The sequence below is a fragment of the Frigoribacterium sp. CF331 genome, assembly GCF_057787905.1.
Genome location: NZ_CM173545.1, coordinates 1,437,106 through 1,460,173, shown reverse-complemented (window position 1 = coordinate 1,460,173; position 23,068 = coordinate 1,437,106). Strand labels below are relative to the sequence as shown.

At 73.6% G+C, this 23,068-nt stretch carries 23 protein-coding genes; 16 read left to right on the top strand and 7 right to left on the bottom strand.

All coding sequences use genetic code 11. From position 1 onward, the window contains the following. Window positions 1-108: 108 nt before the first annotated feature. Together AC3CCI_RS06805 and AC3CCI_RS06800 are read left to right on the top strand one after the other, a co-directional pair. Window positions 109-789 (top strand): hypothetical protein, encoded by a 681-nt coding sequence (locus tag AC3CCI_RS06805; RefSeq protein WP_354594023.1) that lies wholly within the window; start codon window positions 109-111, stop codon window positions 787-789. Between the two features lie 80 nt (window positions 790-869). Beyond that, window positions 870-1,946 (top strand): LacI family DNA-binding transcriptional regulator, encoded by a 1,077-nt coding sequence (locus AC3CCI_RS06800; RefSeq protein ID WP_488628507.1) that lies wholly within the window; start codon window positions 870-872, stop codon window positions 1,944-1,946. A 29-nt stretch (window positions 1,947-1,975) separates the two neighbouring features. Here AC3CCI_RS06800 and AC3CCI_RS06795 read toward each other — a convergent pair whose 3' ends face one another. Both AC3CCI_RS06795 and AC3CCI_RS06790 read right to left on the bottom strand, forming a co-directional pair. Further along, the gene (locus AC3CCI_RS06795) at window positions 1,976-3,340 is read right to left on the bottom strand and encodes an MATE family efflux transporter (protein WP_488628506.1); all 1,365 of its coding nucleotides are present in this window, start codon (window positions 3,338-3,340) and stop codon (window positions 1,976-1,978) included. A gap of 2 nt (window positions 3,341-3,342) precedes the next feature. Then, on the bottom strand, window positions 3,343-4,608 hold the full coding sequence (locus AC3CCI_RS06790; protein WP_488628505.1) for a uracil-xanthine permease family protein: 1,266 nt from the start codon (window positions 4,606-4,608) through the stop codon (window positions 3,343-3,345). Between the two features lie 41 nt (window positions 4,609-4,649). Here AC3CCI_RS06790 and AC3CCI_RS06785 point away from each other — a divergent pair, with 41 nt between their 5' ends. Together AC3CCI_RS06785 and AC3CCI_RS06780 are read left to right on the top strand one after the other, a co-directional pair. Then, on the top strand, window positions 4,650-6,614 hold the full coding sequence (locus AC3CCI_RS06785) for a M13 family metallopeptidase (RefSeq protein ID WP_488628504.1): 1,965 nt from the start codon (window positions 4,650-4,652) through the stop codon (window positions 6,612-6,614). Continuing rightward, on the top strand, window positions 6,608-7,525 hold the full coding sequence (locus tag AC3CCI_RS06780) for a serine hydrolase (protein ID WP_354594027.1): 918 nt from the start codon (window positions 6,608-6,610) through the stop codon (window positions 7,523-7,525). Before AC3CCI_RS06785 ends, AC3CCI_RS06780 begins: the two co-directional genes overlap by 7 nt. Window positions 7,526-7,584: 59 nt before the next feature. Here AC3CCI_RS06780 and AC3CCI_RS06775 read toward each other — a convergent pair whose 3' ends face one another. Together AC3CCI_RS06775 and AC3CCI_RS06770 are read right to left on the bottom strand one after the other, a co-directional pair. Then, the gene (locus AC3CCI_RS06775) at window positions 7,585-7,992 is read right to left on the bottom strand and encodes an NUDIX hydrolase (protein ID WP_488628503.1); all 408 of its coding nucleotides are present in this window, start codon (window positions 7,990-7,992) and stop codon (window positions 7,585-7,587) included. 57 nt (window positions 7,993-8,049) lie between these two features. Beyond that, the gene (locus AC3CCI_RS06770; RefSeq protein ID WP_354594029.1) at window positions 8,050-9,336 is read right to left on the bottom strand and encodes a glutamyl-tRNA reductase; all 1,287 of its coding nucleotides are present in this window, start codon (window positions 9,334-9,336) and stop codon (window positions 8,050-8,052) included. 150 nt (window positions 9,337-9,486) lie between these two features. Here AC3CCI_RS06770 and AC3CCI_RS06765 point away from each other — a divergent pair, with 150 nt between their 5' ends. From AC3CCI_RS06765 to hemL, 12 genes are all read left to right on the top strand, one after another. Continuing rightward, the gene (locus AC3CCI_RS06765) at window positions 9,487-10,500 is read left to right on the top strand and encodes an NADP-dependent oxidoreductase (RefSeq protein ID WP_354594030.1); all 1,014 of its coding nucleotides are present in this window, start codon (window positions 9,487-9,489) and stop codon (window positions 10,498-10,500) included. Between the two features lie 67 nt (window positions 10,501-10,567). After that, window positions 10,568-11,635 (top strand): uroporphyrinogen decarboxylase, encoded by a 1,068-nt coding sequence (hemE, locus tag AC3CCI_RS06760; protein ID WP_488628502.1) that lies wholly within the window; start codon window positions 10,568-10,570, stop codon window positions 11,633-11,635. Next, on the top strand, window positions 11,632-12,996 hold the full coding sequence (locus AC3CCI_RS06755; protein ID WP_488628501.1) for a protoporphyrinogen/coproporphyrinogen oxidase: 1,365 nt from the start codon (window positions 11,632-11,634) through the stop codon (window positions 12,994-12,996). The genes hemE and AC3CCI_RS06755 overlap by 4 nt, the downstream gene beginning before the upstream one ends. A 116-nt stretch (window positions 12,997-13,112) precedes the next feature. Beyond that, window positions 13,113-13,361: a hypothetical protein gene (locus AC3CCI_RS06750; protein WP_488628500.1), complete on the top strand. Its 249-nt coding sequence runs from the start codon at window positions 13,113-13,115 to the stop codon at window positions 13,359-13,361. Next, complete coding sequence (locus AC3CCI_RS06745; RefSeq protein WP_354594034.1) at window positions 13,358-13,807, top strand: phage holin family protein; 450 nt, start codon at window positions 13,358-13,360, stop codon at window positions 13,805-13,807. Before AC3CCI_RS06750 ends, AC3CCI_RS06745 begins: the two co-directional genes overlap by 4 nt. 71 nt (window positions 13,808-13,878) lie before the next feature. Then, window positions 13,879-14,106 (top strand): DUF3618 domain-containing protein, encoded by a 228-nt coding sequence (locus AC3CCI_RS06740; protein WP_354594035.1) that lies wholly within the window; start codon window positions 13,879-13,881, stop codon window positions 14,104-14,106. A 99-nt stretch (window positions 14,107-14,205) separates the two neighbouring features. Next, a complete protein-coding gene (gene hemQ, locus AC3CCI_RS06735; RefSeq protein ID WP_488628499.1) occupies window positions 14,206-14,979 on the top strand; it encodes a hydrogen peroxide-dependent heme synthase in 774 nt (257 codons plus the stop codon). Then, entirely contained in the window at window positions 14,976-16,199 is a 1,224-nt protein-coding gene (locus tag AC3CCI_RS06730) for a ferrochelatase (protein ID WP_354594037.1), read from the top strand. The genes hemQ and AC3CCI_RS06730 overlap by 4 nt, the downstream gene beginning before the upstream one ends. Window positions 16,200-16,203: 4 nt before the next feature. Further along, window positions 16,204-17,190: a hydroxymethylbilane synthase gene (hemC, locus tag AC3CCI_RS06725; protein ID WP_488628498.1), complete on the top strand. Its 987-nt coding sequence runs from the start codon at window positions 16,204-16,206 to the stop codon at window positions 17,188-17,190. Continuing rightward, complete coding sequence (locus AC3CCI_RS06720) at window positions 17,187-17,978, top strand: uroporphyrinogen-III synthase (protein WP_354594039.1); 792 nt, start codon at window positions 17,187-17,189, stop codon at window positions 17,976-17,978. The genes hemC and AC3CCI_RS06720 overlap by 4 nt, the downstream gene beginning before the upstream one ends. Next, the gene (gene hemB / locus AC3CCI_RS06715) at window positions 17,978-18,967 is read left to right on the top strand and encodes a porphobilinogen synthase (protein WP_354594040.1); all 990 of its coding nucleotides are present in this window, start codon (window positions 17,978-17,980) and stop codon (window positions 18,965-18,967) included. The genes AC3CCI_RS06720 and hemB overlap by 1 nt, the downstream gene beginning before the upstream one ends. Further along, on the top strand, window positions 18,967-20,319 hold the full coding sequence (hemL, locus tag AC3CCI_RS06710; RefSeq protein ID WP_488628497.1) for a glutamate-1-semialdehyde 2,1-aminomutase: 1,353 nt from the start codon (window positions 18,967-18,969) through the stop codon (window positions 20,317-20,319). Before hemB ends, hemL begins: the two co-directional genes overlap by 1 nt. 129 nt (window positions 20,320-20,448) lie before the next feature. On the opposite strand, the gene AC3CCI_RS06705 is transcribed toward hemL, so the two are convergent. From AC3CCI_RS06705 to AC3CCI_RS06695, 3 genes are all read right to left on the bottom strand, one after another. After that, window positions 20,449-21,135 (bottom strand): GntR family transcriptional regulator, encoded by a 687-nt coding sequence (locus AC3CCI_RS06705; protein WP_488628496.1) that lies wholly within the window; start codon window positions 21,133-21,135, stop codon window positions 20,449-20,451. Window positions 21,136-21,253: 118 nt separating this feature from the next. Then, entirely contained in the window at window positions 21,254-21,958 is a 705-nt protein-coding gene (locus tag AC3CCI_RS06700; protein WP_488628495.1) for a GntR family transcriptional regulator, read from the bottom strand. 133 nt (window positions 21,959-22,091) lie between these two features. After that, window positions 22,092-23,063, bottom strand: coding sequence for an MDR family oxidoreductase (locus tag AC3CCI_RS06695; RefSeq protein WP_488628494.1), 972 nt, complete (start codon window positions 23,061-23,063; stop codon window positions 22,092-22,094). Window positions 23,064-23,068: the final 5 nt, after the last annotated feature.

The following is a 23,068-nucleotide window of genomic DNA, read 5'->3' as shown; positions in this document are numbered from 1 at the left end:
TCCGGGACGGTCGTCCGATCCGGTGCTTGACGAACATGCAAATGTGAAATACGTTCATTCCAGATGGTCGGCAGGACGACCTTCCCCCCCACTCGACCCGGAGGAACCATGAGCACCCCGATGCACTCCACCGCGACCCGCACGACCGTCGCCCCCGTCACCCACGACGCCGCCGAGCTCGTGCTCGTCGACATCGCCCGCGGCCGGTACGCCCCCGGCGACACCCTCGACCTCGCCACGATCGTCCGCGAACACGGCGTCACCCCCGGCGACGTGCAGCTCGCCCTCTACGAGCTCCGGCGGATGCGCGTGGTCGTCCGCGCCCCGTTCAGCCACGCCCACGTCGTCGTCTGGCACCGGCGGTTCAACGAGGTGCTGCTCGACGACCTCGTCCGCATGATCGCGATCGCGGCGACGCGGGCGCCGTCGTTCGAGCAGCTCGACGAGCCGGAGCACCGGACGCCCGCCTGCGTCGCCCACGGCCTGGAGCTCGAGCCCGACGTCGCGCACTTCCTCGACCTGGCCCGCTCGATCGTGCAGGTGCTGTCGCCGTCGGCCCGCCAGCACGTCCTCGACGACGTGCTGCTGCCGCTCGAGATCCTCTGCAGCACGAGCGCCGTCGTCGCCCACGGCATGACCCCCGCCCTCGGGGCGACGGTGCGCGGGGCGATCGTCGACCTGATGGAGGTCGCGGCTCACTACGGCGACTGGGCCCAGGTGCCGGCGCTCGCGGCGGACTACGTCACGGCGCTGGGCCTCGACGAACCGCGCGTCGCCCAGCACGACTGAGGCGCCCGGCACGACCGAGGCGCCCTCGCACGACCGAGGCGCCCCGGCCCCCCGGGCGTCGTCGGCTAGGCTGCGGCACCATGAGCCGGGCAGCGGGCGACGACGCCAGACCGACCCTCGCGTCGGTGGCGCGAGCCGCCGGCGTCAGCGCGAGCACCGCCTCCTTGGCCTTCAGCGGCACCGGCCCCGTGTCGGCCGAGACCCGCGCGCGGGTGCTCGCCGCGGCCGACGCCCTCGGCTACGCCGGCCCCGACCCCCGGGCGAGGTCGCTGCGGCGGGGTCGGTCCGGCATCGTCGGCGCCGTCCTCGAGGCCAGCCTCAGCACCGCGTTCCGCGACCCGATCAACGTCGCGATGCTCGACGGCATCGCCGACGTCACCGGGCCGGCCGACGCCTCGCTGCTGCTGCTCACCGAGACCGCGGGCGAGCGCTCGCGGCTCCTCGACGCCCCCGTCGACGCCGTCGTGCTCTTCGGCTGCAGCACCCGCCTCGACGAGTCGGTGTCGATCATGCGTCGCCGGGGCATCCCCGTCGTGTCGATCGAGGCCCCGCCGACCGAGGGCGTGCTCGACATCGCCGAGGACAACGTCGGCTCCTCCCGCCTGCTGGCGCAGCACCTGCACGACCTCGGCCATCGACGCGTCGCGGTCGTCGCCCTCGAGCTCGGCCCCGGTCGGTCGACCGGCGGCGGGGACGACGTGCTGACCGACGGACGCGTGGCCCGGGGCACGTCGTGGCCGACCCTCGAACGACTGCGCGGCACCCGTGAGGTCTTCCCCGGCGTGGGAGGACTGGCCACTCGCGGCAGCTGGACGAGCGAGGGGCACCGGGCGGGCCTGCGCCTGCTCGACGTGCCCGAGGCCGAGCGGCCCACGGCGATCGTCGCCCAGAGCGACCTGCTCGCCTCCGGCGTCATCGCCGCGGCCGACGAGCTGGGACTCTCGGTGCCGGGCGACCTCAGCGTCGTGGGCTACGACGGCGTGCGGCTCGACGACCCGCGGGCGGCCGACCTCACCACGGTCGTGCAGCCCGCCGTCGAGAAGGGTCGCGCGGCCGGTCGCGCGGTGCTCGCGCTGCTGGCCGGCGAGCAGGCCTCGGGCACGACCTTCACGAGCGTGTTCCGGCCCGGGTCGACCACGGCTCCGCCCCGCCGCTGACGCCCGTCCGCCGCGTCACGGGGTCCGGGTCAGCTCCCTCCGACGACCATCCACCGGTCCGACCGGGCCCGCAGGCCGAGCGTCACGGCGCGGATGCCGACGTACCCGAGGCCGAAGGCCAGCCACAAGGCGACCGTGCCCTGTGCGCCCGGCTCGACCCGCGCCTCCAGCGGGATCAGGATCGCGAGGTACACGACCGTGTTGAGCACGCCGGCCAGGGCCAGGTACCGGGCGTCGCCCGCACCGAGCAGCACCCCGTCGAGGACGAAGACGAAGCCGGCCAGCGGGATGCCGACGGCCATCGCGAGCACGACCCGGGGCAGGAGGTCGCGGACCGCGTCGTCGCCGCTGAAGACGGGGGCGAGCAGGGGCGAGACCGCCGCCAGCAGCACGCCGAGCAGCAGGCCGCCGCCGACGCCGAACAGCATGAGCCGCCGGGTGATCGCCCGCACCGCGTCGCGGTCGCCCCGGCCGAGCGAGTGGCCGACGAGCGCCTGACCGGCCACGGCCAGCGCGTCGAGGGCGAACGCCAGCGTGCTGAACAGCGTCAGCGCCACCTGGATCGTGGCGAGCCCCGTCACCCCCGAGGAGGCGGCGGCCCAGACGGTCGCGATCATCGCGACCCGGAGCGACGCGTTGCGCACGAGCAGCCACGCCCCCGAGCGGGCCGTGCGCCCGACGCCGGCCAGGCCCGGGCGCAGCGGAGCACCCACGGCCCGTGCGGCCCGGACCGCGATCACGACGTAGACGGCCGCCATGCCCCACTGGGCCACGACGGTGCCGACGGCCGAACCGGCGATGCCCCACCCGAAGACGTAGAGGAAGACCGCGTTGAGGCCCGCGTTCGCCGCGAAGCCGAGGGTGGCGACGACCAGGGGCGTCCTGGTGTCCTGCAGTCCGCGCAGCAGCCCCGTCGCGGCGATGACCAGCAGCATGCCCGGCAGGCCGACCATCGACACGGTCAGGTAGGTCGAGGCGGCGTCGACGACCGCGGGGTCGGTGCCGAAGAGCCCGACGAGGGGACGCGCGACGAGGGCGCCGACGCCCGCCAGGACGACGCCGACCAGCAGCGCGAACCACAGGCCGTCGACGCCCGCCCGGATCGCCCCGGGTCGGTCGCCCGCCCCGAGCCGCCGGGCCACGGTCGGCGTCGTCGCGTACGCCAGGAAGATCAGCAGGCCGAGGGCGGTCTGCAGCACGACGCTCGCGATGCCGAGGCCGGCCAGCGGCACCGTGCCGAGGTGCCCGACCATCGCCGTGTCGGTCAGCAGGAACAGCGGTTCGGCGACCAGGGCGCCGAGCGCCGGCCCCGCGAGGTCGACGATGCGGCGGTCCCAGGGCGAACGGAGGCGCGAGGTCGTCGTCGGGGTCGGCTCGCCGGGGGTGCCTGCCACCGTCAGTCGGTGCCCCGGGCCCGGCCCACGGCCGACATGAGGTGGTAGACGACGATGGCCGCGACGGTGCCGAGGATGATGCCACCGAACGTCGCGCCACCGAGGGCGAGGGTGAAGTCGGCGATGCCCATGATGAGGGCGATGCCGGCGGTCAGCTGGTTCTTCGGGCGGCTGAAGTCGACCTTGTTCTCGACCCAGATGCGGATGCCGATGACGCCGATCAGGCCGTAGAGCGCCGTCGTGACGCCGCCCAGCACGCCGGGCGGGATCGTGAAGATGACGGCACCGATCTTCGGCGACAGGCCGAGCAGGATCGCCACGATGCCGGCGACCCAGTACGCGGCGGTCGAGAAGACGCGGGTGGCGCTCATCACGCCGATGTTCTCGCCGTAGGTGGTCGTCGCCGAGCCGCCGCCGAGGCCGGCCAGCACCGTGCTGAGGCCGTCGGCGAAGAGGGCGCGGCCGGTGAGCGGGTCGAGGTCGCGCCCGGTCAGCTGACCGACGCCCTTGACGTGTCCGACGTTCTCGGCGATGAGGGCGAGCACGACCGGCAGGAAGCCCAGGTAGACGGGCAGCGCACCCGGGTCGAAGGCGGGGGCCGTGAAGGTGGGCAGGCCCACCCAGGCGGCGTCGCCCACCGCGCCGAAGTCGACCTCGCCGAGCAGCAGCGCGGCGACGTAGCCGACCACGACGCCCACGAAGATCGACAGGCGGCCGAGGAGGCCCCGGAAGAGCACGGCGCTGAGCACGACGGCGGCGAGCGTGATGACCGCGGTGAGCGGTGCCTCGGCGAAGTTGTCGCGGGCGGCCGGGGCCAGGTTGAAGCCGATCAGCGCGACGATGGCGCCGCTGACGACCGGCGGCAGCAGCGCGTCGATCCACCGGGTCCCCGCCAGGTTGACGACCACGCCGACGATCGCGAGCAGCACGCCGACCACGACGATGCCGCTGAGCGCCAGGGGCATGCCGCCGACGTCCTGCGCCGCCGCGATCGGCGCGAGGAACGCGAACGACGAGCCGAGGTAGCTCGGCAGGCGGTTCCCGGTGACGATCAGGAAGAGCAGGGTGCCGATGCCCGAGAAGAGCAGCGTCGTGCTCGGCGGGAACCCCGTGATGATCGGCACGAGGAAGGTCGCGCCGAACATCGCGACGACGTGCTGGCCGCCGAGCCCGATGGTGCGCGGCCAGGTGAGTCGTTCTTCGGGGGCGACGATCTCGGTTGCGTCGACCGTTCGTCCGTCGCCGTGCAGCGACCAGGGGAGTGCCATGCCCAGAACTGTAGCGGCGGGGCCGCCGTAGGCTGGCGGGCATGACGAGCGACGCACTGAGCAGCGGAATCCAGACCGACGAACTCGACCCGGCGGTCCGCCCGCAGGACGACCTCTTCCGGCACGTCAACGGGAAGTGGATCGACCGCACCGAGATCCCCGAGGACAAGGCGCGCTACGGCTCCTTCTACCTGTTGGCCGAGGAGGCCGAGAAGGCCGTCCACGAGATCGTCGTCGAGTCGCAGTCGGCCGAGCCCGGCACCGAGGCCCGCAAGATCGGCGACCTCTTCACCAGCTTCACCGACGAGGAGCGCGTCGAGGCGCTCGGCGCCGCACCCCTCGAGCCACTGCTGGCCGAGGTCGACGAGGTGACCGACGTGGCCTCCTTCACGCGCCTCCTCGGCTCCTACGAGAAGCAGGGCGTGCCGAGCGTCGTGCAGCTCTTCGTCGACAACGACCCCGGCGACCCCGAGCGCTACGTCGTGTTCGCCGAGCAGGGCGGCCTCGGGCTGCCCGACGAGTCGTACTACCGCGAGGAGAAGTTCGAGTCGGTGCGCACGGCGTACCGCGCGTTCGTCGAGCAGATGCTCGACCTGGCCGGGCTCGACGAGCCGGGCGCACGGGCCGACCGCGTGGTCGCCCTCGAGACCGACCTCGCCTCGCACCACTGGAGCAACGTCGCCACGCGCGACAGCGACAAGACGTACAACCTGATGCCGTGGGGCGAGTTCGACGCGCTCGCCGAGGGCGTCGACCTGACGGTCTGGCGCGACGCCGTCGGCGGGCCGGCCGGCGTCTTCGACGAACTCGTCGTGCGCGAGCCCTCGTTCGTGACCGGCCTGGCCACGCTGCTGACCGACGACCGCCTCGACGACTGGCGCGACTGGCTGCGCTGGCAGATCGTGCGCTCGACGGCGGCCTACCTGTCGACGCCGTTCGTCCAGGCCAACTTCGGCTTCTACGGCCGCACCCTGACCGGCACCCCCGTGCAGCGGGCCCGCTGGAAGCGCGGCGTCTCGCTCGTCGAGGGCGCGCTCGGCGAGGCCGTCGGCCGCATCTACGTCGAGCGGCACTTCGCGCCCGCGGCCAAGACCGCGATGGACGTGCTCGTCGCCCACCTCGTCGAGGCGTACCGGCAGAGCATCTCGGGGCTCGCCTGGATGACCGACGAGACCCGCGCGCGCGCCCTCGACAAGCTCGACAAGTTCACGCCCAAGATCGGGTTCCCCTCGACATGGCGCGACTACTCGGCGCTCGAGATCGACCCGACCGACCTCGTCGGCAACGTGCGGGCCACCGCGGCGTTCGGCTTCGACCGCGAACTGGGCAAGATCGGCAAGCCCCTCGACCGCGACGAGTGGTTCATGACGCCGCAGACCATCAACGCGTACTACAACCCCGGCATGAACGAGATCGTGTTCCCCGCGGCGATCCTGCAGTTCCCGTTCTTCGACGAGACCCGCGACGCCGCCGCGAACTACGGGGCGATCGGAGCGGTCATCGGCCACGAGATCGGCCACGGCTTCGACGACCAGGGCTCGAAGTACGACGGCGACGGCAAGCTGACCGACTGGTGGACCCCCGCCGACCGCGAGGCCTTCGAGAAGCTGACCTCGTCGCTCATCGCGCAGTACGACGCGCTCGCCCCGAAGCAGGTGCCCGACCACCACGTCAACGGAGCCCTGACGATCGGCGAGAACATCGGCGACCTGGGTGGACTCTCGATCGCCTGGAAGGCCTACCTGATCTCGCTCGACGGCAGCGAGCCGCCCGTGATCGACGGCCTGACCGGCGCCGAGCGGTTCTTCCTCAGCTGGGCCCAGGCCTGGCAGATCACGCTGCGCGACGAAGAGGCCGTCCGGCTGATCTCGATCGACCCGCACTCGCCGAACGAGTTCCGGTGCAACCAGATCGTCCGCAACATCGACGAGTTCTACGACACCTTCGGCGTGACCGAGACCGACGCCCTCTGGCTGCCGGCCGAGGAGCGCGTCACGATTTGGTAGACCCGGGGCCCGGCCGCCGAGCCCGACGCGGGGGCGACGACGGCGCCGACCACGAACCGCGTCACGGCGGCGGTCGGGCGCTCGAGTCGTTCGCCTCGTCGTTCGCGGCGCTGGGCGACCTGGCGCTCGCGGGCGGGCAGGTCTCGGCGTCGGTCGCCGACCTCGACTCGGGCGACGACCTGCTGAGCGTCGACGAGCACCTGGCGTTGCCGGTGGGCCAGCTCGGCGCCGTGCTGCTGCTCATCGAGGTGTCGGCCCGCATCGAGGACGGCACGCTGCGTCCGCTCGACGAGCTCGAGCGCCCCGGAGCGCCCGGCGACCAGGGGCCGGGAGGCGTCTGGCCCTACCTGCGTCGCACGCGCCTGCCGATCACCGACGCGGCCACCCTGGTGGGCGCGTTCCGCGACGCGGCAGCCGTCGACGCGCTGATCGGCCTGGTGGGGCTCGCCGCCGTCCGCGCCCGGGGCGAGTCGCTCGGCCTGACGAAGACGGCCCTGCTCGACGTGACGCGGTCGACGCGCGGCCCGGACGACGCACCCGCCCTGGCCGTCGGCACCGCCCATGAGCTCGCCGGGCTGACGGTGGCGCTGGCCCGCGGCGAGGTCGTCGACCGGGCCGTGTCGAACCGCGTGCTGGGCTGGCTGTCGCTCGGCGCCGACACGTCCCTGGTCGCGGCACCGTTCGGCCTCGACCCGCTGGGGCACCGGCGGCTCGACCACGACCTGCAGATCGTCCACGCGACCGGCGGAGACGCGGGCGTGCGGGCCGAGCTGGGCGTGCTGCGCGGGCCCCGGCGCAGCGTCGCCTACTGCGTCGTCGTGACGTTCGACGACCTCACCCTCGCCCACCGCCTCCGGGCCCTCGAGGCGCTGCGCGCGGTGGGGACCGACGCACTCGAGTACGTGCACTGAGCGAACGGGGCGGTGACCGGCCCGCCGCCGGGCCCGGCCTCGTCCGTGACCGGCCCGGGTCAGTCGATCAGGTCGAGCCGTCGCAGGCGTCCGAGCGTGGCGACGCCCGCCGGCGGGCAGCGGTCGGCGTCCGCCGACGTCACCCAGTGCACCGCCCCCACCTCGGCCGCGGGTGCCGGTTCGGGGCTCGTCGACGCGAGCTCGGCGGCGAACACCGTCATCGCCACCTGCCGCCCCTCGGGTTCGCCGTGCGCCTGCGTCACGACCGTGAACAGCTCGGCCACGGTCGCGGGGTCCAGTTCGACCCCCACCTCCTCGCGCGATTCGCGGACGAGGGCCTCGGCGGCCGTCTCGCCCGCCTCGAGCTTGCCGCCGGGCAGGTACAGCACGTCACGGTCGCGCGCGGTGACCATCAGCATCCGTCGGTCACGGACGAGGGCGAGGGCGCTGACGACGATGGTGTCCATCAGGCCATCCTCGGGCACGGCGGCGTCGGGTGCGCGGCACCGACGAGCGGCGGTCGGTCAGCCCGCCGAGGCCCGACGCTCGTCGTCGACCGCCCGCAGTGACGGGGACGAGGAGGCGCGGCGCCCGTCGGTCACGCCGAACAGCGCCTCGAGACCGTCGCGGAACTCGTCGCCACGACCCTCGCGGGCCAGCTCGCGCGCCCGGACGGACGGGGTGTGCAGCAGGACGCCGGCGAGGTGACGCAGCGCCGACTCGGTGCGCTCGGACGAGTCGCCGCGCGACCGGGCTCGTTCGATCTCGGCGTCGAGCAGGTCGAAGACGTGCTTGCGCAGGGCGACGACCGAGGGGGTGAGGGACTGCTCGGCGGCGACGGCCTGGAACTCGGCGGCCGCCGACGAGACGAGTGCGCGCGCGTCGTCGGCCGCGCTGAGCTGGGGCAGCGGGGCGTGCAGGCTGATGGTCTCGAGGTCGAGCAGCTCGACGCCCTCGACGCCCGCGACGAGCGGGTCGACGTTGCGGGGCAGACCGAGGTCGATGACGAGGCGGCGACCGCCGGGCCGCACGACGTCGCGGGTGACGACCGGCTCGGTGGTCGAGGTGCAGGTGATCAGCACGTCGCTCCAGGCGACGGCGGTCGCGAGGTCGTCGTAGGGCGTCGCGGCGTGCTTGAGGCCGAACCACTCGGCCCGACCCGAGCCCGAGTAGACCGCGAGCTGGTCGGCACCCCGGTCGCGGAGGGCCGCGACGGTGGTGGCCGCGTACTGGCCGGTGCCCACGATGAGCACGCGCGCCTCGGACCAGTCGGTCACGCGCGACGACGCCAACTCGAGGGCGAGGCGCACGAGCGACCGACCCGCGCCTCCGACGTTCGTCTGGTTCTTGATGCCGCGCGAGGTCTGCGACGCCTTCTGGAAGAGCCGCTCGAGGTCGCGCGAGGTGGTGCCGTCGTGGCGGGCGCGCTCGAGCGACCGTCGCACCTGGCCCGAGATCTCGTCCTCGCCGACGACGACCGACTCGAGGCCCGAGCTGACGGCGAACAGGTGCTCGACGACCTCGTCGCCGGTGATGACACGGACGCTGTCGCGCAGGTCGTCGGGTTCGACGCCGCTGGCGGTGCTCATCGTCTCGATGGTCGCCTCGACGGCGAGGGCGCTGCCCGCGGTGAGGGGCTCGTCGACGTCGAGGTAGGCCTCGAAGCGGTTGCAGGTCGCGAGCACGACCGCGCCGCTGACGAAGTCGCTGCCGTCGACCAGGGTGCCCGCCGCCGAGGGTGCGCCGATGCTCAGCCTCTCGAGGAGGTCGAAGCTGGCGTTCTGGTGGGACGCCGTGAGGCAGATGAGCACTGAGTGATCCTAACTCTGATCGGCGTTTTCGGCTGGGCGTTGACTCGACGTCGAGTGGCCGGGAATGCCCCAGGACGGTTGCAGCTTGCAACACGGGTGTCCGGCCTCGCATTCCGACCGGTCCCACCCCGCACCGACCAAGGAGACACCATGACCTCGACCACCAGCATCCAGTGGCAGCTCGTCGCCCGCCCGCACGGCGAGCCCACCCCCGACGACGTCGCCCGCGTCGAGGTGACGCTGCCCGACCTCGCCGACGGCGAGGTGCGCGTGCAGAACGAGTTCCTCTCGGTCGACCCCTACATGCGCGGTCGCATGAACGACGTGAAGTCGTACGTCCCGCCGTTCGCCCTCGGCGAGACCATGACCGGCGGCGCCGTCGGACGCGTCGTCGAGTCGCGTTCGGACGACCTGCCGGTCGGCACCGTCGTGCTCCACGAGCAGGGCTGGCGTGACGTCGCCCAGGGAGGCGCGGCCGCGTTCCGTGCCGTGCAGCCCGTCGACGGCGTGCCCCTGTCGGCGTACCTGGGCGTGCTCGGCCTCACCGGGCTCACGGCGTACGTCGGCCTCACCGAGATCGCCGGCATCCGCGAGGGCGACGTCGTCTTCGTCTCGGGCGCCGCCGGGGCCGTCGGCACGATGGTCGGCCAGATCGCCCGGCTCAAGGGCGCCTCACGCGTCGTCGGCAGCGCCGGCTCGGCCGAGAAGGTCGACCTCCTCACCTCGAAGTACGGCTTCGACGCGGCCTTCAACTACCGCGACGGCGACGTCACCGAGCTGCTCGCCGAGGCCGCTCCCGACGGCATCGACCTCTACTTCGACAACGTCGGCGGCGACCACCTCTCGGCCGCACTCGCCTCGTTCCGCACCGGCGGTCGCGCCGCGCTCTGCGGCTCGATCGCGAACTACAACGCGACCGGCGCCCCGGTCGGCATCACCGGCATGACCAACATGGTCACCCGCGGCCTCACCATGAAGGGCTTCACCCTGGGCGACTACCGCCACCTCGCGCCGGCGTTCCAGGCCGAGATGGGCCCGTGGCTCGCCGCGGGCGACGTCGTGTACGACGAGACCGTCGTCGAGGGCGTCGACTCGACGTTCGACGCCTTCACCGGGCTGATGCGCGGTGACAACGTCGGGAAGATGGTCGTCGCGGTCTCCTGACCCGCGCCTCCTCGGCCGACGTGCCTCCTCGACCCGACGCCCAGCGGGCGATGGGAGAATCGACCTCGTGACCCAGAACCCCGCCCTGCCCGAGCAGCACCCCCTGGCCACCGGCCTCACGACGCGGTCGCCGCTGGTCCGTGCACTGAGGGGCGACCGGCCCGAGACGCTGCCGGTGTGGTTCATGCGGCAGGCCGGTCGCTCGCTGCCCGAGTACCGCGAGCTGCGCGTCGGCACCAAGATGCTCGACGCCTGCCTCACCCCCGACCTGGCGAGCGAGATCACGATGCAGCCGGTGCGCCGCCACGGCGTGGACGCCGGCATCTTCTTCAGCGACATCGTCGTGCCGGTCAAGCTGGCCGGCGTCGCGGTCGACATCGTGCCCGGTCGCGGGCCGGTGCTCGAGACGCCGATCCGCACGGCGGCCGACGTCGCGGCCCTGCGGCCGATCGACGAGGAGGCGCTGGCCCCGATCGCGGCGGGCGTCGCCCAGACCGTCGCGCAGCTCGGCGGCACGCCGCTGATCGGGTTCGCCGGTGCCCCCTTCACCCTCGCCGCGTACCTCGTCGAGGGTGGCCCGTCGAAGGACCACATCCGCGCCCGTGCCCTGATGCACTCCGACCCCGAGACCTGGGACGCCCTGCTCACCTGGGCCGCCGACGTGACGGGTGCGTTCCTGCGGACCCAGGTGCTCGCGGGTGCCAGTGCCGCCCAGCTGTTCGACTCGTGGGTCGGCTCGCTGTCGCTGGCCGACTACACCGAGCACGTCGCGCGCCACTCGGCCCGTGCCCTGTCGCACGTGGCCGACCTCGACGTGCCGCGCATCCACTTCGGCGTCGGCAGCGGCGAGGTGCTCGCCGCCATGCGCGACGTCGGCACCGACGCCGTGGGGGTCGACTGGCGCATCCCGCTCGACGAGGCCTCGCGCCGGCTCGGCGGGGCCACGCCCGTGCAGGGCAACGTCGACCCGGCGCTGCTCCAGGCGCCCTGGCCCGTGCTCGAGGCCCACGTGCGCGACGTCGCCCGGCGCGGCCGATCGGCCCCCGCGCACGTGCTCAACCTCGGCCACGGCGTCAGCCCCGAGACCGACCCCGACGTGCTGACCCGCATCGTCGAGCTCGCCCACACGCTGTGACCCCGCCCGTCGCCACCCCGGGCGGCGCCGTCGACGTCGCCGTGGTCGGCGGCGGCATGGGTGGCATCGTGCTGGCCCGCGACCTCGCCGCCGCCGGCCTCGGCGTCGTCCTGTTCGAGGCGTCCGACCGACTCGGCGGCGAGGTCTCGCGCCACGTCGTCGCCGGCATCGCCCTCGACGCCGGGGCCGAGAGCTTCGCGACGCGCGGCGGCACGGTCGCCGGCTTCGCGACCGAGCTCGGCCTGGGCGACGACATCGTCCTGCCCGACCCGCGCGGCGCCTGGCTGCACGAGGCCGACGGCCGGTCGTTCCCCATCCCGCGCACGGGGCTGCTCGGCATCCCCGGCGACCCCGCCGCGGCCGACGTGCGGGCCGTGGTCGGCGAGGCCGGCGTGCGGCGCGCGCTCGCCGATGCCGACCTGCCCGCCGCCGTCGGGTCCGACGAAACCACCCTGGGCGGTCTCGTCCGCGCCCGCATGGGCGAGGCCGTCGTCGACCGGCTCGTCAGCCCGATCGTCTCGGGGGTCCACTCGCTGCACCCCGACCTGCTCGCCGCCGACCGCGTGGCCCCGGGGTTGCGCGCGGCCCTGCAGCGCGAGGGCAGCCTCGCCGCCGCCGTGCTCGGCCTGCGGGCGCTCGCCCCGGCCGGCTCCGCCGTGGCCGGCATCCGGGGCGGCCTGGCCCGGCTGGTCGACCCGATCGTCGCCGACCTCGGACGGCTCGGCGTCGACGTCCGCCTCGGCACCCGCGTCCGGTCGATCGACGAGACGCACGTCGAGACCGCGAGGGGTGAGCACGTCAGGGCGAGACAGGTCGTGCTGGCCGTGGGGGACCACGACGCGGTGGCCCTGACGACCCGCGCCTCCTCGGTGCCTCCCGGGGCGATCACGCTCGCGACCCTGGTCGTCGAGCGCCCCGAGCTCGACGCGGCGCCCCGCGGCACGGGGGTGCTCGTCGCACCGGGCTCGACCGGCCTGCGCGCCAAGGCCCTCACCCACGCCACCGTCAAGTGGAGCTGGCTCGCCGACCTGGCCGAGGGGCGGCACGTGCTGCGGCTGAGCTTCGACTCGCCCGTCGTCGACCGCGGCACCTCCGACGCCGAGGTGCGCGACGCCGCGCTCGCGGACGCCTCCACCCTGCTCGGCGTCGACCTCGCCGAGCGCCACCTGGTCGGCTTCGGCCGTGCCACCTGGGACGCCCCGCGCCGGGCCGAGGCGGCGGCCGTCGTCGAGCCCGTGATCGAGGTCGTCCAGGCAGGAGGCGCGGTGGCGGGCCGTGGGCTCGCCGCGATCGTCGCCCACTCGCGTCGTCAGGCCGCCACCCTCGTGGCGGCGCTCTCGTCGCCCCCGCCGCGCGACTGAGCGCACGGGGTCGGCCGGGTTCGGTCCGGCGCGGGCGTCGGGCAGCCCGCTCGGGCTACATTGGACGGACGTGTGCGGCACATGCCGTCGCGCGTACGACCACGAATGGAGTCCCCGTGCGAGGCAAACTGATCTTCGTCGCCGGAGCCGCTGTCGGATTCGTGCTCGGCGCCCGCGCCGGCCACGACCGGTACGAGCAGATCACCGAGAGGGCGTCCAAGGTCTGGAACAGCCGGGCCGTCCAGCGCCAGGTCGCCAAGGGGCAGGACTTCGCCGGTGCGAAGACGGCCGACGGCGTCGACGCCGTCGTCACGGGCATCACCCGCGGCATCTCCCGGCTCTTCGGCGGCGGTCGCACGAAGTGACCGACTCGACGCGCAGCGACGAGGTGCGGCACAAGACGAGACCGCGGTCGCTCTTCGCCCTCGTGCAAGACATCCCGACGCTGGTCACCGACCTCGTCAAGGGCGAGCTCGCCCTCCTCAAATACGAGGTCATCGGCACGCTCAAGGCGTTCGGCATCGGTGCGGGCTTCCTCGTCGGGGCGCTCGTCTTCGTCTTCGCGATGCTCGGCGTGCTGTTGACCGGCATCGTCCTGCTGCTCGCCATCTGGCTGCCCGGCTGGGCCTCGGCGCTGATCGTCGCCGGCGTGCTGCTGCTGGTCGCCGCCCTGCTCGGGTTCCTCGGGTACAAGGCGATCAAGAAGGGGCTGCCCGCCGTCCCCGAGAAGACCATCGCCAGCCTCAAGGCCGACCTCAAGGCCGTCAAGGGCGTGGGGTCGATCCCCGGCGCCCGTCTCGACGAGCGCTGACGCGCCTCCTCGACGACCGCCCACGCGCCTCCTCGACCCTCCCGACTCCCCCCGTTCCCGACAGGAGCCCCATGAGCGACAGCAGCGACATCCAGGCACACATCGACCGCACGCGCGCCGAGCTCGCGGCGACCCTCAACGAGCTCGAGGACAAGCTGAACGTGCCCAAGCAGCTCGGCATCGCCGGGCACCGGGCCAAGTCGTCGTTCGAGCGCGACAAGGCCCCGTGGCTCGCCGCGGCCGGGGCGGGTGCGCTGGCCGTGGCCGGCGTCGTCGTCGCGGTGGTCAAGCGACGCTGACCGGCTGCTCGGCTCGTCCCCAGCCCGGGCCCCGGCCCGTTCGCTCGACCGGGAGCAACCTGGTTGGGCTCCCAGCGTGCCGAGAGGGAGAATGACTGCATGAGTTCCAGCGCCGACGCGGCAGCGCCCGTCCTGCCGACGTCAGAACGACCCGAAGCACCCGCACGGCCCGACACCGGCGACGCCCCGACGGACGCACCGGCCCCGGCCGAGCGACTGGGTTACACCCTGTGGGCCGTGTTGCGTCGCGACCCCCAGAACCCCTACGCCCCCGAGCTCGACGACGTGCCGCAGCTCGACGCGGTCGTCGACGCCCTCGCCGGGCTCGGCGTCACCGTCCGGGGCTTCTACGACGTCAGCGCGTTGCGTGCCGACGCCGACATCATGATCTGGTTGCACGGCGAGGTGCCCGAGGCCGTCCAGTCGGCCTACCGGCAGCTGCTGCGCACCGACGTGCTCGGCGCCCTCCTGCCCACGTGGAACGCCATGGGCATGCACCGCGAGGCCGAGTTCTCCCGCAACCACAGCCCGGCCTTCATGCGCGGCAAGGCACCCGAGGCGTGGCTCACGGTGTACCCGTTCGTCCGCAGCTACGAGTGGTACCTGCTGCCCGAGGCCGAGCGGCGCCAGATGCTCGCCGAGCACGGCAAGCAGGGCTCCGAGCACCGCGCGGTGCTGACCAACACGGTCGCCAGCTTCTCGCTCGGCGACTACGAGTGGATCCTCGCTCTCGAGGCCCCCGAGCTCGTCCAGCTGGTCGACCTCATGCGCGACCTGCGCTACACCGAGGCCCGCCGCCACGTCCGCGAAGAGATCCCGTTCTTCACGGGCCGACGCATCCCCACCACCGACATCATCGAGGTCTTGTCGTGACCGACACCAGCCACATCACCAACGGGCAGCTCGTCCGCAACGCCACGCCGGCCGCGGCCGCGGGCCCCGAGCACGTCTCCGAGCCGACCGACTACGACGCCATCCTGCTGGCCGGCTTCGGCGGGCCCGAGGGGCAGGACGACGTCATCCCGTTCCTGCGCAACGTCACGCGCGGCCGGGGCATCCCCGAAGAGCGACTCGAAGAGGTCGCCACCCACTACCGCCACTTCGGCGGCGTCAGCCCGATCAACGAGCACAACCGCGAACTCAAGGCCGCCCTCGAGGCCGAGCTCGCGAGCCGCGGCATCGACCTGCCCGTGATCTGGGGCAACCGCAACTGGCAGCCGTACATGGCCGACGCCGTGCGCGAGGCCGACGCGCGCGGGTTCCGCAAGCTGATCGCCGTCGCGACCAGCGCCTACTCGTCGTACAGCTCGTGCCGTCAGTACCGTGAGGACTTCGCGATGGCACTCGACGCCACGGGCCTCGAGGGCACGATGCAGATCGACAAGGTGCGCCAGTTCTTCGACCACCCCGGGTTCGTGCAGCCCTTCGTCGACGGCGTCCGCGACGCCCTCGTGAAGGCCCGCGCCGAGAACGAGGGCCTCGACCTGTCGACCGAGGTGCAGGTGCTGTTCGCGACGCACTCGATCCCGTCCACCGACGCGGCCAAGAGCGGCCCCGAGTCGCGCGGCTTCGACGCCGACGGCGCGTACGCCGCGCAGCACAAGGCGGTCGCCGAGGTCGTCATGGCCGCGGCCGAGGCCGCCCTCGACCTCGACGTGCCCGAGGGCGGGGGCACGACCGTGCCCTGGCAGCTCGTCTACCAGTCCCGCAGCGGCCCGCCGTCGATGCCCTGGCTCGAACCCGACATCAACGACGCCATCGACGACCTGGCCGGCGGGCCCACCCGGGCCGTCGTCATCGTGCCGCTCGGCTTCGTCAGCGACCACATGGAGGTCATGTGGGACCTGGACAACGAGGCGATGGAGACCAGCGAGAAGAACGGCTTCTGGGCGACGCGCACCCCCACGCCGGGCATCGACCCGACCTACGTCGCCGGGCTCGTCGACCTCGTGCTCGAACGCCGTGACGGGGTCCCGGTCGAGGACCGACCGCACGTGACCGACCTGGGCCCCTGGTACGACGTGTGCCGGCCCGGCTGCTGCGAGAACGTGCGACTCGGTTTCAAGCCCGCCCTCTCCGGTCTGGCTCCCTGACCCCGTGGCGACCATCCGCATCGGCACCCGGGGCAGCGCGCTGGCCGTCGCCCAGTCGTCGACCGTGGCCGACCGCATCGCGGCCGCGACGGGCCGCGACGTCGAGCTCGTCCGCATCAAGACCGAGGGTGACCGGTCGCAGGGTTCGGGCGAGTCGCTCGCCTCGCTCGGCGGCACCGGGGTCTTCGCCAGCGCCCTGCGCGAGGCGCTGCTGGCCGACGAGTGCGACGCGCTCGTCCACTCGCTGAAAGACCTGCCCACCGCCACCCACCCCGGTCTCGTCATCGGAGCGACGCCCGCTCGCGCGGACGCCCGCGACGCCCTGTGCGCGCGCGACGGCCTCACCCTCGAGGGCCTGCCCGAGGGCGCCCGGGTCGGCACCGGCTCGCCCCGTCGGGCCGCACAGCTGCGGTCGAGGCGCCCCGACCTCGAGGTGGTCGACATCCGGGGCAACGTCGACACGCGCCTCGGACGGGTCGGCGACGACCTCGACGCCGTGCTCCTGAGTGCCGCCGGTCTCGGCCGGCTCGGCCGTCTCGACGCGGCCACCGAACTGTTGGGGCTCGGCTTCTGGCCCAGTGCCCCCGGTCAGGGTTCGCTGGCCGTCGAGGTCCGCGAGGGCGACCCGAACGAGTCGCTCGCCCTGGGGCTCGCCGCCGTCGAGGACGAAGAGACCCGCCTCGTCGTCACGGCCGAGCGTGCCGTGCTGGCCGGCCTCGAGGCCGGTTGTGCCGCGCCCGTCGGGGCCAGCGCGGTGGTCGACGCCGGTCTGCTGCTGCTCAGCGCGACGGTCTACAGCCCCGACGGCAGCAGGCGGCTCAGCTCGTCGCACGCCGTCTCGCTCGACGACGGCCCGCTCGTCGCCCGCCTGGCCGACGTCCACGAGGTCGCCGGCCGCGTGGTCGACGAGCTGGTCGACTCGGGCGCCGCCGAGTTCGCCCCCCTCGGTGGCGGACCGTCCGGCGGTGACCCCCTGGGCAGCGCCTCGTGACGGCCGACAAGCCCCTGAAGGGCGTCCGCGTGCTCGTGCCGCGCGGCGGCAAGTGGGGCGACGGAGTGGCGGCCTCCCTGCGATCGCGTGGGGCCGCACCGGTCATCGCCCCGCTCATCAACTTCGCGCCGGCAGAGACCCCCGAGCTGCTGGCCGCGGCCCTCGCCCGTCTCGAGGCCGGCGTCTACGAATGGCTCGTCGTCACCAGCGCCACGACCGTCGACGTGTTGGTGGGCAACGGCATCCGGCCGCCGGCGTCCACCCGGGTCGCCGCCGTGGGCGAGACCACGGCGTCGGCCCTGGGCCTCGCGGGCATCCGCGTCGACTTCGTGCCCGAGGGTGACAACTCGGCCCGCGGACTGGTGAAAGAATGGCCCGCCGACGAGGTCACCGGTCGCGTGCTCGTGCCCCAGTCCGACCTGGCCGAGCCGACGCTCGTCGCCGGGCTGTCGGCCCGCGGGTTCGACGCCGAGTTCGTGTCCGCGTACCGCACCGTCGGCGTGCCCGTGTCGGCCGAGGTGCGCGACGGCGTCGCCGACGGCTCGATCGGCGTGCTGCTCGTCACCTCGGGCAGCGTGGCCCGCCAGATCGCGGCCCAGCTCGCCCCCCTGCCGCCCGCCACCCTCGTCGCGTGCATCGGCCCGCGCACCGCCTTCGACGCCCGTGCCGCGGGACTGCCCGTGCACCTGATCGCCGAGACCCGATCGGCGGCCGCCCTCGTCGAGGCCGTGGTCGACCACGCCCTCGACGGCCCGGCCGCCGGAACACCCCCGACCGAGAAGGACTGATGTCCGATTTCCCCCGCGTGCGGCCCCGCCGCCTGCGTGCCACCCCTGCCCTGCGCCGCCTGACCGCGGAGACCCGCCTCCACCCCGCCGACCTCGTGCTGCCGATGTTCGTCCGCGAGGGAATCGACGAGCCCGCCCCGATCTCGTCCATGCCGGGCGTGTTCCACCACAGCCTGTCGAGCCTGCCCCGGGCTATCGAGCAGGCGGCCGAGGCCGGCGTCGGCGGCGTCATGCTCTTCGGCGTGCCGCTCGAGAAGGACGCCGTCGGATCGGGCGCGACCGACCCCGAGGGCATCCTCAACGTGGCGACCCGCGTGGCGGTCGACGCCGCCCAGGGCGCCCTCGTCGTGCAGACCGACCTCTGCCTCGACGAGTTCACCGACCACGGCCACTGCGGCGTCCTCGCCGCGGACGGCTCGGTCGACAACGACGCCACCCTCGTGCGCTACGACGAGATGGCCGTCGTGCAGGCCGAGGCCGGCTCGCAGCTGATCGGCATGAGCGGCATGATGGACGGCCAGATCGGCTCGGCCCGTGACGCCCTCGACGAGGCCGGCTTCGGCGGCACGGCACTGCTCGCCTACGCGGCGAAGTACGCGTCCGCCTTCTACGGCCCCTTCCGCGAAGCCGTGCAGTCCACGCTCGTCGGCGACCGCCGCACGTACCAGATGGACGCCGCGAACGGGCGTGAGGGGCTCCGCGAGGTCGACCTCGACATCGCCGAGGGCGCCGACGTCGTCATGGTCAAGCCGGCCATGAGCTACCTCGACGTCCTCGCCGAGACGGCGGCCACGAGCACCGTGCCGGTCTGGGCGTACCAGATCAGCGGCGAGTACGCGATGATCCACGCGGCCGCCGCGAACGGCTGGATCGACCTCGACGCCGCCTCGTACGAGAGCGTGCTGTCGATCAAGCGGGCCGGGGCCGACGCGATCCTGACGTACTGGGCCACCGAACTGGCCACGCGCCTCCAGAAGGAGCGGTTCTGATGACCGAGACGACCCGCCAGAGCAACGACACCTACTTCGCCCGCGCCAAGCGGTCGATCCCCGGGGGCGTCAACTCGCCCGTCCGCGCGTACGGCTCGGTCGGCGGCACGCCGCGGTTCCTCGTCGGTGCCCGGGGGGCCTACGTCACCGACGCCGAGGGGCGCGAGTACGTCGACCTGGTGGCGTCGTGGGGCCCGGCCATCCTCGGCCACACGCACCCCGAGGTGCTCGAGGCGGTGCAGCAGGCCGCCGCGCGTGGCCTGTCGTTCGGGGCGTCGACCCCGGCCGAGACCGAGCTCGCCGAACTCGTGCGCGAACGCGTCGCCGTCGGCGACCAGCGACCGATCGGCAAGCTGCGCATGGTCTCGACCGGCACCGAGGCGACCATGACGGCCATCCGCCTCGCCCGCGGCTACACCGGCCGTGACCTGCTCGTGAAGTTCGCCGGCCACTACCACGGCCACTCCGACTCGCTGCTGGCCGAGGCCGGCTCGGGGGTCGCGACCCTGTCGATGCCGGGCTCCGCCGGCATCACGGCCGAGACCGCGGCCCAGACCCTGGTGCTGCCGTACAACGACCTCGCCGCCGTCCGTGCGGCCTTCGCCGAGCACGGCCCGCGGATCGCCGCCGTCATTGTCGAGGCGGCCGCCGCCAACATGGGCGTGCTCGCGCCGCAGCGCGGCTTCAACCGCAGCCTCTCCGAGATCACGCGACGCAACGGCTCGCTGTTGATCGTCGACGAGGTGCTCACCGGCTTCCGCGTCGGGCGGGCGGGGTGGTGGGGTCTCGAGGCCTCGCAGGTCGTGCCCGACGGCGCCGGCTGGGAGCCCGACCTCATCACGTTCGGCAAGGTCGTCGGCGGGGGCCTGCCGCTCGCGGCCCTCGGGGGTCGGGCCGACGTCATGGACTTCCTCGCGCCCCTCGGCCCGGTGTACCAGGCGGGCACGCTGAGCGGCAACCCGGTCGCCGTGGCCGCCGGCATCGCCACGCTGCGGCTGGCGACCCCCGAGGTCTACGCGCACCTCGACGCGGTGTCGGACACCCTCTCGCGTGCGGTCTCCGAGGCCCTGTCGGCCGAGGGCGTCGCCCACAGCGTCCAGCGCGCCGGTTCGCTCTTCTCGTTCGCCTTCACCGAGACCCCGCCCGCGAACTACGACGACGTGCGCGCACAGCAGGCCTGGCGGTACCCGCCGTTCTTCCACGCCATGCTCGACGCGGGGGTCAACCTGCCGCCCTCGGTCTTCGAGGCCTGGTTCGTGACGGCCGCGCACGACGACGAGGCGGTGTCGCGCATCGTCGACGCCCTGCCGGCCGCGGCTCGGGCGGCGGCTCGCGCGGTCGTCCCCGGCTGAACCGGGTCCGTCCCGGGCTCGACCGGGCACCGGCCCGCCACGACGAACGACGCCGCCGCCCACGAGGGCGGCGGCGTCGTTCCGTGTCGGACCACCGTGGCGGGTCGGCGGTCGCCGGCCCCGAGGGCGTCAGGCCGGGAAGGTCCCCTGCTCGCGCAGTCCGTCGAGCAGCTGCGTGGCGTAGTCCTGCGTCTCGGCTCCGACGAGCACGGTCGCCGCGGCCTCGCCGTCCTTCGCGTCGATCGCGGCGACGAGCGAGTCGGTGAACGCGACGGCGTTCGCGACCGAGAACGCCGGGCCGGAGAGGCGCAGGATGAGGGCCGTGCGGGCACCCACCGTCTCTTCCATGCGGGTGAGCGAGGGGCTCGCGGCGTACTGCACGAGACCGTCGATCAGGCGCTTGAACTCGAAGGCGTGGTCGGACTTCTTCGCCTTGAGGGCCGACGTCACCGACTTGGCCAGCGCTCGGAACTCCTTGCGCTGGGCGTCGTCCATCGTGACGGCGGCACGACGGGCGGCGAGGCTCCAGACGCCGAGCGCGGCGTTCAGCGTGTCGTCGACCTCGGTCATCGTCGGCTGCACGACCCGGGTGTAGCGGTTCGCCTCGATGTCGACCAGGCCGAAGTCGCTGAGCTTGGCGATGGCCTCGCGGACCGGGGTCCGCGAGACGCCGAGCCAGCTGACCAGCTCGTCGTCGTTGAGTCGCTCGCCCAGTTCGAGCGTGCCGTCGCCGATGGCGGCCAGCAGCTTGTCGAAGACGACGTCGCGCAGCAGTCGGCGGGGTGCCGGGGTGGTCTCGGGGGTGGGGATGGGCATCGTGCTCCCTCTCGGTGGTCGGGTGTCGATCGTGGTCGTCGTCGGTGCGGGCGCTCGGCTCGGGGCCGGCAGGGTCGGGGCCGCTCGGGTCGGGGCCGCTCGGTCGGGGCCGTTCGGGTCAGGGGCGTCGGGACTCGACCGGGTAGAGGCCCGATGCCTCGACGTCGCTGAAGAACTCGGTCCAGTTCTCGGGCTGGGTGCGGACGAGGCGTCCCACCTCGGCGGCGTCACGGTCGGCGAAGGCCTGGCGCAGGGCCCGGCTGAAGGTCAGCGCCGCGTCCCAGGGGAAGAACCCGGCGGCGAAGGCGCGGCGCACCAGCAGCAGCAGCCGGGGCCCGCTGGCCAGCGACAGCCGCGCCAACGACGGGCTGCCCGCAGCCTTGAGCAGCAGCTCGTTCATGGAGTCGAGCGCGACGGCGTCTTCGGGCTCGCGCTTCTCGAAGGCGGCGATCCGGGCGTCGAGCACCCCGAGGACGGTCTCGAGCTGCTGGTCCGTCAGGGCGAGGGTGGCTCGTTCGGCCGACAGGGCCCAGACCTGGTAACCGATCTCGACGGTGTCGACGAACTCGGCCATGGTCGGGGCCACGATGCGCGTGTAACGGTTGGCCTCGATGTCGACGATGGCCTGGTCGGCCAGCTTGGCGATGGCCTCGCGCACGGGGGTGCGAGAGACGCCCAACCAGGCCACCAGCTCGTCGTCGTTCAGCCGTTCGCCCAGTTCGACCGTGCCGTCCATGATCGCGACGAACAGCTTGTCGTAGACGACGTCGCGCAACAGGCGGCGAGGGGCGGGAGGCGCGTCGGAGGTCTGGGGGATGGGCATCGGGGGCTCCTGGGCTCGGGCGTCGACGGCTCCCTAAGCCGTCAGGAGGTGCATGTCGCACCTTCCATGCACGACAATCTATCGCGTATCCGGTACTTCAGGCGAGAGGTCCCGGTGGGTTCGGAGCAACGGGTCAGGCCCCGACCCGGACCACCGTGCGCCCGCGGGTCTCGCCCGCCAGCACCCGTCGACCGGCGTCGACGACGTCGGCCAGGTCGACCTCGGCGGTCGCCGAGTCGAGCAGGTCGAGGTCGAGGTCGGTGGCGAGACGGTGCCACGCGGTGCGCCGGAGGGCAGGAGGCGCGTCCACCGAGTTCACGCCGGCCAGCGTCACGCCGCGCAGGATGAACGGCAGCACCGTCGTCGGCAGGTCGGAGCCCTGGGCCAGGCCGCAGGCGGTGACGACGCCGCCCCACGAGGTCTGCGCGAGCAGGCTGGCCAGGGTGCTGCTGCCGACGCTGTCGATCGCCCCGGCCCATCGGGCGCGCTGCAGGGGACGCCCCTCGGCCGCCAGCTCGGCACGATCGACGACCGACGTGGCGCCGAGCGACCGGAGGTAGTCGGACTCGGTTTCGAGACGCCCCGTCGAGGCCGTCACCGAGTAGCCCAGCCGGGCGAGGAGCATGACGGCCACCGAGCCGACGCCGCCCGCGGCCCCTGTCACGACGATCTCGCCGTCGCCCGGTGCCACGTCGCGTTCGAGTCGCAGCACGCTGAGCATCGCCGTGAAGCCCGCCGTGCCGACGGCTGCCGCCCGTCGCGGCGAGACGGCCTCGGGCAGGGCCACGAGGGCGTCGCCGGGCACGACGACGCGCTCGGCGTACCCGCCGGGTCGGGTCTCGCCGAGCCCCGCCCCGTTGACGACGACCAGGTCGCCCGCGTCGACCGCCACGCCGTGGCCCGAGACGACGCGTCCCACGACGTCGATGCCCGGGACGAGGGGATCGATCCTGGCCACCCCGAGGTCGCCCCGCAGGGCGAGACCGTCCTTGTAGTTCACCCCCGACCAGAGGACCTCGACGAGGACCTCGCCGTCGTGGGGCTCGGGCTCTGGGCGGTCGAGCAGGGCCGGGGCCCGGCCCTGCTCGACGACGACGGCACGCATGGCTG

Excerpts from the sequence above, each read along its gene's own strand:
- AC3CCI_RS06800 (WP_488628507.1), top strand. The coding sequence starts at position 870 with ATGAGCCGGGCAGCGGGCGACGACGCCAGACCGACCCTCGCGTCGGTG.
- AC3CCI_RS06790 (WP_488628505.1), bottom strand. The coding sequence starts at position 4,608 with ATGGCACTCCCCTGGTCGCTGCACGGCGACGGACGAACGGTCGACGCA.
- hemQ (WP_488628499.1), top strand. The coding sequence starts at position 14,206 with ATGAGTTCCAGCGCCGACGCGGCAGCGCCCGTCCTGCCGACGTCAGAA.
- AC3CCI_RS06740 (WP_354594035.1), top strand. The coding sequence starts at position 13,879 with ATGAGCGACAGCAGCGACATCCAGGCACACATCGACCGCACGCGCGCC.
- AC3CCI_RS06705 (WP_488628496.1), bottom strand. The coding sequence starts at position 21,135 with ATGCCCATCCCCACCCCCGAGACCACCCCGGCACCCCGCCGACTGCTG.
- hemL (WP_488628497.1), top strand. The coding sequence starts at position 18,967 with ATGACCGAGACGACCCGCCAGAGCAACGACACCTACTTCGCCCGCGCC.
- AC3CCI_RS06765 (WP_354594030.1), top strand. The coding sequence starts at position 9,487 with ATGACCTCGACCACCAGCATCCAGTGGCAGCTCGTCGCCCGCCCGCAC.
- AC3CCI_RS06700 (WP_488628495.1), bottom strand. The coding sequence starts at position 21,958 with ATGCCCATCCCCCAGACCTCCGACGCGCCTCCCGCCCCTCGCCGCCTG.
- AC3CCI_RS06775 (WP_488628503.1), bottom strand. The coding sequence starts at position 7,992 with ATGGACACCATCGTCGTCAGCGCCCTCGCCCTCGTCCGTGACCGACGG.
- AC3CCI_RS06785 (WP_488628504.1), top strand. The coding sequence starts at position 4,650 with ATGACGAGCGACGCACTGAGCAGCGGAATCCAGACCGACGAACTCGAC.
- AC3CCI_RS06805 (WP_354594023.1), top strand. The coding sequence starts at position 109 with ATGAGCACCCCGATGCACTCCACCGCGACCCGCACGACCGTCGCCCCC.
- hemB (WP_354594040.1), top strand. The coding sequence starts at position 17,978 with ATGTCCGATTTCCCCCGCGTGCGGCCCCGCCGCCTGCGTGCCACCCCT.
- AC3CCI_RS06695 (WP_488628494.1), bottom strand. The coding sequence starts at position 23,063 with ATGCGTGCCGTCGTCGTCGAGCAGGGCCGGGCCCCGGCCCTGCTCGAC.